Annotated in this window: 12 protein-coding genes; 4 read left to right on the top strand and 8 right to left on the bottom strand. The window is 35.2% G+C overall.

The features are described from left to right. Window positions 1-439: 439 nt before the first annotated feature. Window positions 440-3,358: a C1 family peptidase gene (locus tag H8S00_RS09230; protein ID WP_118589380.1), complete on the top strand. Its 2,919-nt coding sequence runs from the start codon at window positions 440-442 to the stop codon at window positions 3,356-3,358. Between the two features lie 164 nt (window positions 3,359-3,522). On the opposite strand, the gene H8S00_RS09225 is transcribed toward H8S00_RS09230, so the two are convergent. From H8S00_RS09225 to H8S00_RS09215, 3 genes are all read right to left on the bottom strand, one after another. Continuing rightward, window positions 3,523-5,433, bottom strand: a complete 1,911-nt coding sequence (locus H8S00_RS09225) for an RICIN domain-containing protein (protein WP_118589381.1) — start codon at window positions 5,431-5,433, stop codon at window positions 3,523-3,525. 142 nt (window positions 5,434-5,575) lie between these two features. Beyond that, window positions 5,576-6,343: a TraX family protein gene (locus tag H8S00_RS09220; RefSeq protein WP_021953765.1), complete on the bottom strand. Its 768-nt coding sequence runs from the start codon at window positions 6,341-6,343 to the stop codon at window positions 5,576-5,578. 13 nt (window positions 6,344-6,356) lie between these two features. After that, the gene (locus H8S00_RS09215; RefSeq protein WP_021953764.1) at window positions 6,357-8,201 is read right to left on the bottom strand and encodes an alpha-amylase family glycosyl hydrolase; all 1,845 of its coding nucleotides are present in this window, start codon (window positions 8,199-8,201) and stop codon (window positions 6,357-6,359) included. A 179-nt stretch (window positions 8,202-8,380) separates the two neighbouring features. Here H8S00_RS09215 and H8S00_RS09210 point away from each other — a divergent pair, with 179 nt between their 5' ends. Then, window positions 8,381-10,015, top strand: coding sequence for an ABC-F family ATP-binding cassette domain-containing protein (locus H8S00_RS09210; RefSeq protein ID WP_021953763.1), 1,635 nt, complete (start codon window positions 8,381-8,383; stop codon window positions 10,013-10,015). 18 nt (window positions 10,016-10,033) lie between these two features. Then, window positions 10,034-10,942: an alpha/beta fold hydrolase gene (locus H8S00_RS09205; RefSeq protein WP_021953762.1), complete on the top strand. Its 909-nt coding sequence runs from the start codon at window positions 10,034-10,036 to the stop codon at window positions 10,940-10,942. A 55-nt stretch (window positions 10,943-10,997) separates the two neighbouring features. On the opposite strand, the gene H8S00_RS09200 is transcribed toward H8S00_RS09205, so the two are convergent. Then, window positions 10,998-11,849 carry a LysR family transcriptional regulator gene (locus tag H8S00_RS09200; protein ID WP_021953761.1) on the bottom strand — a complete coding sequence of 284 codons (852 nt, stop codon included), beginning with the start codon at window positions 11,847-11,849 and terminating at the stop codon, window positions 10,998-11,000. Window positions 11,850-12,052: 203 nt separating this feature from the next. On the opposite strand from H8S00_RS09200, the gene H8S00_RS09195 reads away from it, so the two are divergent. After that, window positions 12,053-13,423, top strand: coding sequence for a hydroxymethylglutaryl-CoA lyase-like TIM-barrel protein (locus tag H8S00_RS09195; protein ID WP_021953760.1), 1,371 nt, complete (start codon window positions 12,053-12,055; stop codon window positions 13,421-13,423). A 214-nt stretch (window positions 13,424-13,637) separates the two neighbouring features. Here the strand turns inward: H8S00_RS09195 and H8S00_RS09190 are convergent, their stop codons facing one another. The 4 genes from H8S00_RS09190 to folK form a co-directional block, all read right to left on the bottom strand. After that, window positions 13,638-14,069 (bottom strand): PIN domain-containing protein, encoded by a 432-nt coding sequence (locus H8S00_RS09190; RefSeq protein WP_021953759.1) that lies wholly within the window; start codon window positions 14,067-14,069, stop codon window positions 13,638-13,640. Beyond that, the gene (locus tag H8S00_RS09185; protein ID WP_021953758.1) at window positions 14,066-14,281 is read right to left on the bottom strand and encodes a type II toxin-antitoxin system Phd/YefM family antitoxin; all 216 of its coding nucleotides are present in this window, start codon (window positions 14,279-14,281) and stop codon (window positions 14,066-14,068) included. The genes H8S00_RS09190 and H8S00_RS09185 overlap by 4 nt, the downstream gene beginning before the upstream one ends. Before the next feature lie 871 nt (window positions 14,282-15,152). Next, window positions 15,153-16,280 (bottom strand): bifunctional chorismate mutase/prephenate dehydratase, encoded by a 1,128-nt coding sequence (locus H8S00_RS09180; RefSeq protein ID WP_021953757.1) that lies wholly within the window; start codon window positions 16,278-16,280, stop codon window positions 15,153-15,155. 85 nt (window positions 16,281-16,365) lie between these two features. Further along, complete coding sequence (folK, locus tag H8S00_RS09175) at window positions 16,366-17,232, bottom strand: 2-amino-4-hydroxy-6-hydroxymethyldihydropteridine diphosphokinase (RefSeq protein ID WP_021953756.1); 867 nt, start codon at window positions 17,230-17,232, stop codon at window positions 16,366-16,368. Window positions 17,233-17,242 lie beyond the last annotated feature (10 nt).

The following is a 17,242-nucleotide window of genomic DNA, read 5'->3' as shown; positions in this document are numbered from 1 at the left end:
ATGCAGCAGACTTTTCCGTAATATAATCATCGATGCTATGTTTATAATAATAATATGTTATTTTTAATAAAAACATTATTATAATTATTGTTATATTCCTTCTTTTTTTATATATTCACCGTATTTTCAGTGTTTTAATTAGTAAATATATTTTTATTTTTGTGGATTTTTGTCAAAAAACCATGAATATTTATTATCTTTTTAGTATTCATCATTATGTATATATTGTTTCTGTTTTTGCACTAGTTTTAAGTGCAGTTTGTGCAAAATCAGATTTTGTCTACTAAAAATTTGTCTAATTTTTAATTTTTTTAGATACATCTTCTTCCATATTTTCACGAAATTGATTTTTCCATATTGTGTAATTTATTTTTCAATATATAATTACTCTCTGGCACGATACCTAAAAATCAAATCGTTCCAGGAAAGGATTTAGAAAATGAGAAAAAAATTTAAGAAAGTAATGGCTTCGCTGTTGGCATTAACCCTTGCCATAACACCGATTGCCATTCCAAAAGAAGTTAAGGCTGAAAGTAATATGCCGTCAGCCGTGGATTTAAGCACCAGCCCGTATTTTCCGGAAATTGAAAATCAGGGGCGGGTTGGCTGTTGTGTAGCTATGTCTGAGGTATATTATCAGTTTACTTATGAAATGAATAAGTCAATGAATGTTCCTTCCACAAGAGATAATGTATTTTCTCCATACGCTATATACAATATGTTTGATACATATAATGGTATAGAAGGAATTGATGATTCTGAATGTTATGAAGTCCTACAAACATATGGGGTTCCATTATGGAAAGACACCAACTATGATTTTTCTACTGATAACTGTTATGCAGATAACGATGTATGGTCAAATCGTACTAACTATAGGGTTTCAAGTTATTCCTATGAAACAAATGCATCTTTTTTTAACTGTGCTGGTGCTGATGCTAAAATAAAAGAAATCAAAAAATTATTGACAAATGGAAAAATAGTGTCCTTTAGTTCTTATGCACGTAGTTGGAATTTAGGAACAATCACAGACAGCTCTAATGGTTCTTCAAATAAAGCATTAACCGGAGACCGCATTGTTTATGGTTTAGATGGACAACAAGGTCCACACCGTGTTACCTTTGTAGGTTATGACGACAACATTTGGTTTGATTCAAACTATAACGGCAAAGTTGACGATGGTGAAATGGGGGCTTTCAAATTTGCAAACTCATGGGGCAAAAGCTGGGCTAACGATGGTTATTGTTGGATGACTTATGACTCCATAAGAAAGGATTTTAATATGGTTGACAATATTAGCACCATTAATGTAGCACCTTATAATAGCGATTCTGATATTAAATTAGAAGTTGATGTGGATTCAGCCTGTCTTCATGATTCATTTTTAGAGCTTACTGCATATTCAAAGTATACAGAACAGAAATTTAAAGTTGATTTAGTTCCTTTTTATACATATAGTCAATCTGATCTGCGTAAATCTAAATCTCAGAAATTTTATTGTCGTGGTTTTATTACAGGTGAATCTAACGGAACCTTATCATATGATTTAGGTGTACTTATTCCGGAAATTAACCATAGCAATTTTAATGATTTTTATTATGAATTAACTGTAGTTGATTCCGGCAACGAGGAAGGATATACCTCTCTTAATAATGCTTACATTTATGATTATAACGAAAATAGAATGGTAGGAAATTTTCAGTGCACTAAAGAAGAACTATCTAATAATTCACAAGCTTTACCATTCATAAATTATTTATGTGATGGATATGACTTTAAAGTAACTGATTTAAAATACACAAATCACACAATTACTTCTGATGATAAAAATATTATCAGCACAGGTGATATTCTCAGTCTAACATCAACAGTGCAAAACGTAGGTTGTAGAAAAGCACCGGATAATACCAAATTAGGTGTTCTTTACACCATCACTGATGAAAATGGCAATAACGTTAATATTCCTAATGTATGGAGCGATAGTTATGTAAACAAATCAGGACTTGATGCACATAAAAGTGTTGAATTGACATCTAACGGTGGTGCAAACAATGGTAACGGAACATTTTCATTCTCTGAACCGGGAACATATAAAATTACTGCATGGGTAAATGACACAAATGATTTTCCTGATGAATTAGGTGGAAGATTCTCTTCAAACAATAAGTTTACAATCACTGTAACAGTTATTCCTAATACTCCTTTTGAAGTAGAATCATGGGATATATCAAATGCAAATCCTGCTGTAGGTGAACCTGTAACCATTACTGCCAATTTAAAGGAATCATCCGATTGTGAAATCAGTATATCTGCCGTTACAGCAGGTTATTATCAATATAAATCTTACGATTTTGCAGACGGAAATACTGCAACTATGACCTTTGATGATCCTGGAATATATTATCTCACGGCAAGAGTAAGAAGTAAAATCACCAAAATAGCTTTTTCTTACGCTTTAAGAATTAATGTCCAAGAAGCTCAGGAAACCACAATGGTAGAAGAAACCACAACGGTTCCTGAAACTACTACTGTTGAGGAAACTACTACTGTTGAGGAAACTACTACTGTTGAGGAAACAAAGCCTTTAACAGTTGGTAAGCTAACCAGTGACACACTGACAAATACGAATAATAAAGTTAAGATGAACGATACTATTAATTTTAAGGTTAATGATGTCAATAAATCTAATGTTGCCACAAAAATTATCACTTATAGTCCATGGGATAAATACCGTACTCCATTGGATGAAACAGATTTTGTTTCCGGTACATCTGTAGACCTAAAGGTAACCCAAACAGGTCAGTTATGCGCTTATGCAATCGTTAAAGATTTGGATTCAGGCAAAACTACCGAAGTAAAATTCGACGATGTATTTAAATGCTATGAAACTGTTGGTGGATATGATTTCACTGTAAAACAGCTTACATGCGAAAATTATACAACAGGAAAAAATACCATATATTATTCTGATGGCACAATGAATAATTTTTACTCTAACGATATACACGTAGGAGATAAAATCAAATTTGGAGCAACTGTTTATAATGTAGGTGATGTAACATCTGACAGTGGTAAAAAGCTTGGTGTTCAGTTCCAAATCAACGGAAATACCTCTGATATTACATGGTGTGACAGTTTCTATAACCCTAATGGTCTTTTACCGATTTCCGGAAGCAATAACGGTGTTTATCTCCTTGCCTGCGGTGGTTCTGTCAATAAGGAGGGTTATGTAACATTTTCACAGCCGGGAACTTACAACATTACCGCATGGGTAAACGATACTAACGACTATGCTTCAGAATACGGAGGCTATCAGGCTGACAATAATAAGGTTACCTTCAAAGTTGTAGTTAAATAAAATATACGTTTTCTTAAAACGTACCTAAAGTAAAAGAGTGATTACATATTGCATGTAACCACTCTTTTTATTGGCCCGGAATGCGGTTATACCGCCTCCGGGAATTATTACTTAAACAGTCAAATCAACTTTACGTTTTTTGAAGGGGGGCTTCTGCAACGTAATTAATCAACTAATACAAATTTCCAAAGCTGATTTGCCTGCTGATAGTAATCATACTGTTGAACATTAGCACCACTTGCCGTTGACCATCCTGAAACGTCAAGACACTTGTTGCTGTTTTTGTTTATTATGCTTGAATATCCATCTCCAACTTCCGTCAGCCACCACTGCTGATTTGACTGACTGTTTCCACAATCCCACATCTGTACATTAGCACCATTATTCTTTGACCATGCATCAACATCAAGTGCCTTACCATTTATTACACTTGTAATGGTGTAACTATAGTCACTGTTTTGATGAATGTACCACTTTTGTGCATTTGTTCCGTTGCTGTCCCATTGCTGAACATTAGCTCCATTATTTGTATTAGAACCTGAAACATCCAAAACTTTTCCACTATGTTTATTTATAATAGTATATTTTGCTTTTTCCACTTTAATTGATGAAGTAATATCATTAAAATCACTTCCTATCCAGCTTGTATCATTAGTAATAACCTTTGTTCTTCCGCTAAAATTATCATCTGCATACAAAGTTACCTTGTATCCAAAAGGAACTTTCAAAGATGACAAATCATCGTTTTTAAATCCCTTTGCCTGTAATGATGCCAGATTATAACTGCCTTCACCTAAGGATGCCACTCTTCCTCCGTAATTAATATCCTGATATATGTATATATTCCCTGATGATGAATTTACATTGGATGTGTTTCCTGAGGAACCTCCTGAACTTCCACCTGACTTATGAGTATATGTGTAAGCTTCGGTATCCCTTGTGTATCCTGATGTATTGCAGTACGTAAACCAATATTTTACATTGTCGCCTGAATTTAATCCGTTAATAGTATATGTAGCCTTGCTTCCTGACTGAGTCATTCTTACATTCTGCTGTCCTCCGCCATTTACGGAATAATGAATGTCTGTCCACTTTGAATCATTTACATATGCTGTTGCTGAATTAGAACCTGCATAATTCATTCCCATACCATTTGATGGTGTGGAAGTTGAACCTGAATTTCCTGATGAATTTCCACCTGAAGATGTGTTATTTCCATCCACATTATTAGATGATGAACTTGAATATGAAGGATTATCCTGATATACACGAACATAATCCACTTTCATTTCCTGCGGAAATGCGTTATTGTCAATGGAAAATCCCGGCCAGTTTCCTCCTACTGCCACATTTAATAACAGATAAAACGGTTTGTGAAATTCATCAGTATCTCCCGCATTGTTTTCAATATACATCTCGTAAATTTTATTTCCGTCTACAAACATTCGTATATACTGATTATCCCATTGTAAACCGTATGTATGATACTGGGTCCTGTCAAAGTTTCCTGATGACTTGCCATATTCTGCATGTCCGTTACAATTCCAGTGACATGTTCCATATGTTTTGCTTTCTGCGTTAATAGCCTCCATAATGTCTATCTCTCCACATGACGGCCACCCCACGCTTCCTATATTAGCTCCCAGCATCCAGAATGCCGGCCATATTCCCTGACTGGCAGGAAGTGCTATTCTTGCTTCAACATATCCGTATGTAAATGTAAATTTGCCATTGGTATTAAGTCTTGCAGATGTATAATTCATTCCGCCATAAGACTCTTTCTTGGCTCTGATATGCAATGCTCCCCCTGAAACATACGCATTGTCAGACCTGTTTGTATAATACTGCTGTTCATTGTTTCCCCATCCGCTAGAACCTGTTCCTATTTCATATCCCCATTTAGATGTATCAATAGATGCCCCGTTAAACTCATCGCTCCATACCATTTTAGATGACGTTGTAGGTGCTGCTGTTACATCTTTTGACATCTTAAGTGACGTAAATGTCATTGATGACACAATCATTGCCAGAGACAATACAGATGCTGCCGTTTTCTTTAACAACTGTTTTCTCATAAAAAAACTCCTTCCTTATATATTTTTAATTTTACGTTCCAATAAATCTACTTACAGTATAAAAAATTTAAATATATAAAAAAGGGGTTAATTTTATAAAAAAGTGGCTAGATTTTATTTTATTATGGTTAATTAATTATTTTTACATAAAAATCCATTTTTTAATCATTACCAATAACAATATGTGTAACGGATAAAATACATAAAAAACATATTTGCCCTTTCTACATCCTGCTTTTCCATTATACAAAGCTATCGGCAATATGCTTAATACTCCTGCCCATTGTATTCCATATCCAAACATTCCCATATTAAATACTACATTGGATGCAATTTTTCCTATGTGGTGTTTTCTGAAAACATAGAAGCATATGATTAAAAGAATTCCTGCGTAGGAATAAGATGTATTTAAAAAATATGCCGCCCCAAAACCCAGTGCCATAACTATCAATTCAGCTAAATAATTAAGTCGTAACACACCTACTTTGCTGACTAATTTTTCAGGGTATCTTATGGCAAAACCTGTTATTAAGTCAAGTGCCCATATAACCATAAATCCGAAAAACAAGGTGAACATAACATTTTGCTTTTCCAGATTAAAGAAGCTGCCATACATCATATCATATGGAACTTCTGATATCAGTGCAAATATTCCCAGCCTTGTAGCATAACTCATCCGGTTTTTAGTATGAAAATATCCCTCAACCAACACAAAACAGAATATAGGAAAACTTATTCTTCCCACAATTCTGAATGCCTCATACATGTTTCCATAATCTGTAAGTAAAATTACCGCAACGTGGTCAAAAATCATGGTCACCATTGCTATGATTTTCAATGTAAAGGTAGTAAGTCCCCACCTGTCAAGATTAAGGTATGCTCCAATACCCTTATTATCAAATTCCTTCAACTTATATCTCCCATTATTTATTCTCATCACCGGCAACTAACACGCTAATGCTTCTTCCCGGTGCCTCATACATTCTGTCAATATCACAGTCCTTTTTGTTTCCATCTGTGGAAAATTCAAGGTGCCATTTTTTCTTATTTCTGACAGACGGAACTCCAAACTCCTGATTTTCCCAATACATATTGTAAGCTATATATATATCCTGTTCTTCCCCTGCCTTGTCTAACAATGCGTATTTTCCGCAATACATAACTGAAAAATGTCTGTTAAAATGACTAAAGTCCGCATACCATGCCTTTGATCCATGATAAGACATATCCGGAAGACCGTAAGATTTATAATCCATTTGTCTTGTTTCCTGAGACAAATGAAGAACCTTATGCTTTTTCCTGAAAGCTATAATATTTTTTGTAAATTCCAGTATTTCCTTTGCCATGGCGTTGGTATTCCAGTTAGTCCATGATATTTCATTATCAAGACAATATGGATTGTTATTTCCCTTTTGGGAATTACACATTTCATCTCCTGCATACAGCATAGGGACTCCCTGACTTAAAAATACCAGACACAGGGCATTTTTTATCTGCCTTTTTCTCAAATCCATGATTTTCCGCTTTCTGGTATCACCTTCCGCGCCGCAATTCCAGCTGTAATTATACACTGCACCGTCCCTGTTATTTTCACCATTTGCCTCGTTATATTTTCTGTCATAAGAAACAGTATCGTACAATGTAAATGTATTATGGTTTGCCACATAATTTACCACTGCCACTCCCGGAGGATTAGCTTTTATCTTATATGCCATTGTGTTTAGCATATCCTCATCCCCCTTAATAAACCGCCTTGCGCAAACCATAAAGTCATCGTTAAAGTTGGCAATATTTCTGATTTCACTTTTTCTGCCATAAAAATCAGTATTATTTGAAAAACTATATGTGAAAATCTTAGTTGTACATAAAAGATTATCTGTTTCTACCATTCGCATAACTGCCTCTTCGCAGTTTGCATGTATTCCATCTATGTGATATTCCATAACCCAATAATGAAGACAGTCTAAAATAAGCTTAGGATTAGTTCCCTGAGGGAAGAAAAATTCCATGGAAATCTCTATTCCGTTTTTGTGAAGCTCCCTTACCAGATATTTAAACTCTTCCACCTCTCCTCCCGGAGTGTTAGTCCATGCAAAGGATGCCTTAGGTGCAAATGCATAACCGTCAGTATATCCCCAGTAATTAAGTACCGGCGACTCTATGGCAAACTGTCCCTTCATGGAAGTTGCGTTTTCTTTTTTTATTTCATTAAATTCATATGCCGGCATAAGCTCAATCATATTTATGCCTAACTCTTTTAAATATGGGATTTTCTCAACAATACCTAAATACGTTCCCTTGTGTTTTACCTTTGATGTGGCATGCTTTGTAAATCCTCTTACATGCATACGATATAAAATAGTTTCGTCAAAAGGAATATTCAAAGGTGCATCCTGCTGCCAGTCATAATCATCATTTATAATAATACCTTTTAGATTATCACACGCCTTCCCCCAATTCTTTTTTCCTGAAAGTGCCTTTGCATATTCATCAGTAACTATTTCTCCATCCACGGAAAAATTATAATAATATTTTGAATAATCAAGTCCAGACACACTCATGGCGTACACATTTCCTATGACCTGTGCGTTTTCAAAGGGAATACGTGCAACCTCCTCGTCTTTTCCTTTTTCATACAAAACTACCTGGCAATTGCTGCCATATTTAGCTGTAATTGCGAAATTCACCTCATCGCCTATTACCGTAACTCCCATAAGCAATGGATTTCCTCTGTATACTTTAATGTTTTCTAAAAGTTTATTATTCATGATGTCTCCCTTTCACGCCTTAAAACGAAATGATATGAAAATAATTATAACACATAAGTTATTAATTTCACTACCTATTTTATATGGGGATTAACGTTGCTTTAATGTAAAAAAACTGATATACTTTGATTTGCAATTAATTTAGTAAATAATATCAAATATATAAGCGAGGTTTTAAAATGATAAGTACAAGCAACATATCACTGCGTTTTGGCAAAAAGGCACTTTTTGAAGATGTTAATATTAAATTTGTGCCGGGACACTGTTACGGTCTTATCGGTGCCAACGGTGCCGGAAAGTCAACTTTTTTGAAAATTCTTACAGGTGAAATTGAGCCAACCAGTGGTGAAGTTATTATTACCCCGGGTGAGCGTCTTTCCTTCTTAAAGCAGGATCATTTCCAGTACGATGAATATACTGTTCTTGATACTGTTATTATGGGAAACCAGCGTCTTTATGACATTATGAAGGAAAAAGAAGCCATTTACATGAAGGAAGACTTTACTGACGAAGACGGTATCCGTGCTTCTGAGCTTGAAGGCGAGTTTGCTGAAATGAACGGCTGGGAAGCTGAGTCTGATGCAGCTACTCTTTTAAACGGACTTGGTGTTGACACTGAATACCATTACAGTCTTATGAAAGATTTAACCGGTTCACTAAAGGTTAAGGTTTTATTAGCTCAGGCTTTATTTGGAAATCCTGATATTTTGTTATTAGATGAGCCTACTAACCATTTGGATTTGGATGCCATTGCATGGCTTGAGGAATTTTTGATTAACTTTGATAATACTGTTATCGTAGTTTCTCATGACAGATATTTCCTTAACAAAGTATGTACTCAGATTGCAGACATTGACTACGCCAAGATTCAGTTATATGCCGGAAACTACGATTTCTGGTATGAATCAAGCCAGTTAATTGTTAAGCAGATGAAGGAAGCTAACAGAAAGAAAGAAGAAAAAATCAAGGAATTGCAGGAATTTATTCAGCGATTCAGTGCCAATGCTTCAAAGTCAAAACAGGCTACATCAAGAAAACGTGCATTGGAAAAAATTGAGTTGGATGAAATTAAACCTTCCAGCAGAAAATATCCATATATAGATTTCAGACCTGACAGGGAAATTGGAAATGAAGTTCTTACTGTGGAACATCTTTCAAAAACAATTGACGGTATTAAAGTATTAGATGACATTTCCTTTATAATCGGACGTGAAGACAAGGTTGCCTTTGTAGGTTCTAACGGTTTAGCCAAAACCACTCTATTCCGTATTCTTACAGGAGAGATTGAGCCTGACGAAGGAAGTTATAAATGGGGCATAACAACCAGCCAGTCCTACTTCCCTAAGGATAACACAAAGGATTTTGATTCAGATGATGTTATTGTTGACTGGCTTACACAGTATTCTGAAAACAAGGATGCCACATATGTCCGTGGATTCCTTGGAAGAATGTTATTTGCGGGAGATGACGGAATGAAGAAAGTCCGTGTTTTATCCGGTGGTGAAAAAGTCAGGGTAATGCTATCTAAGCTTATGATTAGCGGTGCTAATGTTTTAATTATTGACGAACCTACTGACCACCTTGACATGGAAAGTATCACTGCCCTTAACAACGGTTTAATTAAATTCCCGGGAGTTTTACTTTTCTCTTCAAGAGATCATCAGGTTGTTCAGACAACAGCAAACCGTATTATGGAAATTGTAAACGGCAAGTTAATTGATAAAATTACTACTTATGATGAATATCTTGAAAATGATGAAATGGCAAGAAAAAGAACTATTTACACAACAGAAGGAATGGACATTGATGATTAATGCCATTTAGGAGGCTTTATGAGACCAACTACCATAACTTACCCACCTAATGGTGTTAAACCCATAGGTGTAATGGAATTTGTGCATGGCATGTGTGAAACAAGGCAGCGCTATGCTGAAACAATGAAATATTTTAACAATAAAGGATTTATCTGTGCTATTTCCGACATCAGAGGCCACGGTGAAAATATTCTCACTAAAGAGGATTTAGGCTACTTTGGGGAGGAAGGATATAAAGGGCTTATTGATGATGTACATGAATTTACCATGTTTTTAAGAAGGGAATTTCCTCATTTGCCCCTTATTCTCATTGGTCACAGTATGGGTTCCCTTATTGTGCGTGCTTACTTGAAAAAGAACTCCCGTGAAGTTCAGGCAGTAGTTTTAAGCGGCTCTCCATCCTACAACAGATTTGTAGGGGTTGCTAAATATTTTACACGTTTTCTGGCTTTGTTTAGGGGTTGGCATTACAGAAGTCCCATGATTGAGAAACTGGTAAACGGTCCCTTTGAGAAGCCTTTTGAAAAAGAAGGAATTGTTAATTCATGGTTGTCCAGTGACAGATATGTTGTAGAGTTGTACAATAGTGATCCTATGTGTGGATACCCTTTCACGCTAAACGGTTATTATGCGTTGTTTAACTTAATGCAGACTGTTTACAGCAAAATGGGATGGACCAGCAAGAATCCTTCTCTTCCGGTTATGTTTGTATCTGGTAGTGAAGATCCCTGTAGAAAAAATGACTATTCTTTTAAGAAGGCAGTTACCCATTTTAAACGTTGCGGTTATCCTAACACTTACTACAAGCTGTATCAGGATATGAGGCATGAAGTTTTTAATGAAAAAGAAAAAGAACTGGTATATGAAGATATACTTAAGTTTTTAGAAATAAAGGCTGGAATAGAAGTAGAAGATGGAACCCTGTAGTCCCATCTTCTACTTTTTTTTTCACTTTTGCTGTCTCACCGTGTATGTTTTTATCCTACTCTCCCATAATAATTTTTCTCATATACTGCTTTTCTTTTTTTCCAATTATATAGCTGTTTATCATTGGAGTTTTAAAATCTATCAGTGGAATATTTCTCAGCTTACCTGATTCAATATATGATTTAGCCATATCCCAAGGCAAAAATGTATAATTTTCCTGTCCTAATAAAAAAGGAATGATTTTGGCACAGTCATCAATTTCCAAGGAAAACTGCTGATATTTTGGGAACAACCCTCTTATAAACTGACCTACATCCTGTAGTGCAAAGTTACACATAAGATATTTTTCATTAACTAATTCTTTCTGAGTTATTCCCTCTTTATATTTTTTATTATTATAATCCGTTACCAAAACCATGGTATCCTGTTTATACATTTCACAATAAAAGGCTGCCTTTTTAAGCGGTATATAGCTAAAAACTATATCTAATATATCATCCTGTAACAATTCCAATAAATTGTTAGATATTCCAATCATTATTTTTAGGGAATCCTTAGGGAATTTCCGTTGATGCTCTAATATTATTGAAGACAAATGTGCCTCATAAACAGAGTCTGAACACCCTATACGGATATGATTATCAAATTTGTGTATTGAACTTATTTCCGATAATGAATCATCTGTCAGCTTTATGACTTTTTCAGCATATAAAAGAAACTGCTCTCCCTCCATAGTTAGTTCCACTCTCCTGTTATTTCTTGAAAAAAGGGATATATTTAATTCCTTCTCTAACTCGTTAATCCTGTTGGTTACAGTAGATTGGGCGACAAATAGCTGATTTGCTGCTCTTGTATAATTTTTTACATTAGAAAGTACAATAAAAGTTTTCAATGATTCAATATCCATAATTTTCTCCTTCCTGTCAGCGGCATTTCATGGAAATCATGCTTAGAAATGAAGTTCGCTCATTTGTTTTCTTTGAGATTAATCAGTTTTTTCGATTATAACAATCTAAATAATTCACTTTACTTATAGTTTATCCTAAGCATATAATATTTTCAATACAAATATTATTTTTTGCCATTTTCAGGCATGGAAAGGATTTGCTTATGCAGGAAATTAATTTAAGCCATAAAACCAACTTATTAGAACAGGATCCTTACAGTTATCAATTACAGGATGTCGATTCACCGGAGCTTTTTCACGAGATGTTTCCCTATTCAGAGACTCCCAAAATAGCTTTTAACTATCGACACGTTCCGGCAAACATGCCTGATGATATATATATTACCGATACATCCTTTAGAGACGGTCAGCAATCAAGAGCGCCTTACACAACTGACCAGATGGTACATATTTTCAAACTTCTTCATAAATTAGGTGGAGATAATGGTATGATTCGTCAGACAGAGTTCTTTGTTTACTCAAAAAAAGACCGTCTGGCATTGGAAAAATGTATGGAGCTTGGATACAAATTCCCGGAAATTACTACCTGGATTCGCGCCAATAAAAAAGATTTTGATATGGTTAAGTCTATAGGAGTTAAAGAAACCGGGATTCTTGTAAGCTGTTCCGATTATCATATTTTTCATAAAATGGGGCTTACAAGAAAGCAGGCTTTAGACAAATACTTAGGCATTGTTAAGGAGTGCATTAATGCAGGACTTCGTCCAAGATGCCATTTTGAAGATATAACAAGGGCTGATTTTTACGGTTTCGTTGTTCCTTTTGCCAGCCAGCTCATGCAGATTTCCCAGGAATGTCACATTCCTATTAAGGTTCGTGCCTGTGATACATTAGGTCTTGGTGTTCCATATCCCGGTGTTGCTCTTCCAAGAAGCGTATCCGGCATTATTTACGGACTTCAGCATTACGCAGGAGTTCCCAGTGATATGATTGAATGGCATGGACACAATGATTTTTATAAAGGCGTTGTAAATGCCGCTACTGCCTGGATGTATGGTGCCAGTGCCGTAAACTGTTCACTTCTTGGCATTGGCGAACGTACCGGTAATGTTCCTTTGGAGGCAATGGTTTTTGAGTACGCATCCCTTCGCGGAACAATGAATGGAATGCATCCTGAAGTAATTACTGAAATTGCTGATTATATTAAAAATGAAACTGATTATGATTTGCCACCTATGACGCCTTTTGTTGGTGACAATTTCAATCTAACCCGTGCCGGAATCCATGCTGATGGCATGATGAAAAACCCTGAAATATATAATATTTTTGATACGGAATCTATATTAGACCGTCCACCTAAAGTTTCCGTAACTAACACATCCGGTGTTGCCGGCGTTGCTTTCTGGGTAAATCAATACAACAAAAAGCTGGGCTTACCTGCAGTTTCTAAAAATGATCCTGTTGTGGTTAAAATATATTCCTGGGTTTGTGAACAGTATGACCAGGGACGTATTACAATGATAAGCGACGAGGAGTTAGAGGAACAATATAAGAAATGTAGTCGCATTGAGTAATCAGGGGATTGGTATTAAATAGTTGATACAGGTGTTTGTGCCAAATAACTAACGCATGTAGTAATAGCTAATGTGGACATAAAAAGTACAGGTGAATTTTTTATACTAAACTTCACCTGTACTTTTTTACATCTTAATAATGTGGTAATTCCATGGGGGATGGTCATATTGAAATCACTCTTTTTTTCCTCATCTGTATCCCGCCTTTCCTGTTCTATTCAGTTTCGTTTCCCTCATCTAATAACTTTATTAATGCAGAAGGTTCACACACCTTAACAGAAGATTTCGCATAGTCTTTCATATTTCTGGTTACTATGCAATCCATTTCTGAACGAATTGCTGTTTCCACCATAATAGCATCTTCATAATCACCAATTTCAGAAGATATTGCTTTTCGGCAATCTAAAGAAGTAGTATCCAACAAATGAAATAAAGTAAACAGTTTACTCAAAATCTTTCGTGTTTCTGCATCGCTATGTGTTAAACGATGTGTCAGATAATAGATATCTGTAACTGACTTTGCAGTAATATAACCCTCAAATTGCTTATTTGCAGAATATATAAAGAGCTTTTGTGCTGCTTCAGCAAACGGGACACGAGACTGTAACGCATCGATGATAACACAAGTATCAACTAAAACTCTCATATTGTATTCAACCTTTCTTCCCGTGCTTCTTCCAGCGTCATATCATTTGGAAGAACACCAAACAATGACTTAGCAACATCTACTCTGTCCTGATATGGATTAGACAATTTTGCAACAACTTTTCCGTTACGGGTAATATAAATATCCTCTGTTTCTGCAAGCATAAGGTATTTACCAAGATTAGTTTTTAATTCAGTTGCAGTAATAGACATATCATCATCCCCTTTCTTGAAGAATAATTATTTATCGTCTAAAAAATAGAATCTCTCTTTTCAGTTATATTATACACAAATCGAACGATTTTATCAACAAAATCGTTCGATTTGTGCAAATTTTAATATTTACCAAACTTTGAGACTATCCTCCGCATCAATCCCTTCTTGAAAATGTATTATAAGCATTTCTTCCGGTCCCAACTGCCATTTTCATAATTTGTTATAAGTTGTTACCGGATTATATTTCCCTTATGAGGATTCGTAAACAAGGATAGAACAATATAACACGATACAAGATGTGACGGAGAGGACACCCGCGAAAACTTTAGTGTTTTCAAGGGTTTAACGAGATTTTTATAACACAATATAACAGTTATTAAATCCCTAAAAATACCCCAAGTGAGAATTCAAATTTTACAAGAATATTTGTTGTTTTTGTGATTTTCAATGCATTTTTCTCTTCTGAACCAACCTCAAATCTTATGAAACTCCTGAATTTACAAGAAATATATGTTATATTTTCAAATTTTATGTATTTTTTCTCTACACAAGCACTTTTCAAGCTCGTAATGTCAAAACATTTACATGAAATATTTGATATATTTTCAAATTTAATGTACTTTTCAATTTTTCACGCTCAATTATAATACCCCATAATATTCACAATCAATTCCACCGCAAAAATAAGCAGTTGGATTTCTCTATTGAAGCCATCCAACCGCCTATCTTTAAATTTCCGATATTTTATTTCTGATATTTTATTTCCAATATCTTATTTCTTCTACATCCTTACTAATATCCAGCCTGTTTTTCCAATATACACAGTCCTCTTTTCCTGCAATCGCTCCCCACACAACATAGTTATTCTTTAATAATTTCCAAGGATTCGCATGTTAATTGATTCTGCATTAATTCCGCTAAGGGCATTTATGGCACCTGCCTGTGTGGATTTTCCTTCAAACTCAACATAAAACCGATATTCCCATTTTTTCTCCGGAACAGGTCTTGACTCGATTCTTGTCATGTTAAGATCATTGTAAATAATGTGAGACAACATCTGATACAATGTACCACTTTCGTGAGGCATTTCAAAGCTAATACAAATAAGGTCAGCATTACGTCTCGCAATTTTATTCCTGCTGATAATTATAAACTTTGTTGTATTAGTTGCATTGAAGTTAATTCCTTTATGTAAAATATCAAGTCCGTATATTTTTGCTGCATTAGCACTGGCTATACAGCCTCTTGATTTGTCAGACTGCTCTGAAATATATCTGGCACTTATTGCAGTGTTAGCCAGATTAACCTTTCCCCAGCCATGTTCTTCGATAAATGCGTTACTTTGCATAAAAGCCTGGGGATGAGAATAAACATCCTTAATATCCTCAATTTTAGAACCTTTTATACCACAAAGACAATGCTCAATTTTAACATCAAAGGTATCCACAATATAATTATGAAATTCTACTAACAAGTCGTAAACATCCGTAACAATTCCTGCTGATGAATTTTCAAAAGGAAGCACGGCATAATCAGCCTTGCCATCTCTTACATATTTCATAGCCTCTCTGAAAGTCGACACGTTAACATAACTTGACTTATCACCAAAATATTCCGTAGCAGCCTGCTGGCTGTACGCTCCCGGTATTCCCTGATAAGCTACCGTAACATCTTCCTTTGGCAAATCATCCACAATATCAAAGCCAATATCGCTGTTTACCCCTTCTTCCGTAAGTAACTTATACTGCATTTTTCTGCTCATGGACATAATCTGCTCAAAAAGTTCTTCCACACCATGTCCGTAAAATTTATTACTTGCCTGAGCCTTTAAAGTTTTTAACTTATCTAACTCTCTCTTTCTGTCTAAAACCGGCTTTCCCGTGTGAAGCTTATATGCTGCCACATCCTTACATATATCCATTCTTTTCTCAAAAAGCCTTATAATCTGTTCATCAATAATGTCTATCTCTTTTCTGCTGTCCTGTAAATCTCTCATTTTGTTCCTTTCATAATGAAAAATATTTCTTAACGTAATCTATCTTTGAACTTTTTATACCAATCAGAACACTTAACTATCCCGGCTAATCATTCTGCTGCCTAAAACTACATCCGCCACATCCACTACACTTATTTTGTGGCTGTAAATCCTCTAACAATTGTGAAACCGTCTTGTTAAAAATCGGATGAACGGCATATGGTGCTATCTGATTTAAAGGTTCTAACACAAATAATCTCTTATGCATCTCAATATGTGGAATTTTCAAATCCGGTAAATTAACAATTTCATTATCAAACAAAATAATATCAATATCAAGAGTTCTTGGTCCCCAATGAATCTCCCTTGTTCTTCCGGCTTCTAACTCAATTATATTAACCTTCCTCAATAATTCTTTCGGAGAGTACAATGTCTCAATTTCTACACATCCATTTAAGAAATTATCCTGCTCCACTGGTCCATATGGCTCTGTTTCAATAAACTTTGATACTATGCTGACCCTACAGTTTTCATCATCATAAAGACCTTCTATTGCCTGATTAAGGTATTCTTCCTTATCTCCCATATTAGAGCCAATGCTTAAATATGCTCTGCTCCACTTTCTTCTGACTGTAACAGCCACATTGCCAAAAGGCAGCTTTATAGGTGCATTAGGCTTATTTATGGTAAGCTCCACTTCCTTAATCTTAGGAAATTCCTTTAAAAGCCCTCTTGCTGTCTGTTCTGCAACAGCTTCAATTAAATCAAATCTGTTTTCCGTCATAAACTTATTAATAAACTTACATGCCTTAGAGTAATTTACTGTTTCCTCCAAATCATCACTCATTCCGGGAGTTCTTACATCAGTAAACAAATCCGCATCCACATAAAACTTCTGTCCGTTTATTTTTTCTTCTTCATTACAGCCATGGTAAGCAAATACCTCTAACTGTCTGATTTTTATACAATCCATATTATATCCT

Origin of the sequence: Eubacterium segne, assembly GCF_014287775.1 — a bacterium.
In the GTDB taxonomy this organism is placed as follows: Bacteria; Bacillota; Clostridia; order Lachnospirales; family Lachnospiraceae; genus Eubacterium_G; species Eubacterium_G segne.
The sequence above is the reverse complement of the archived record's forward strand: the minus strand, read 5'-3'. Positions and strand labels throughout refer to the sequence as shown.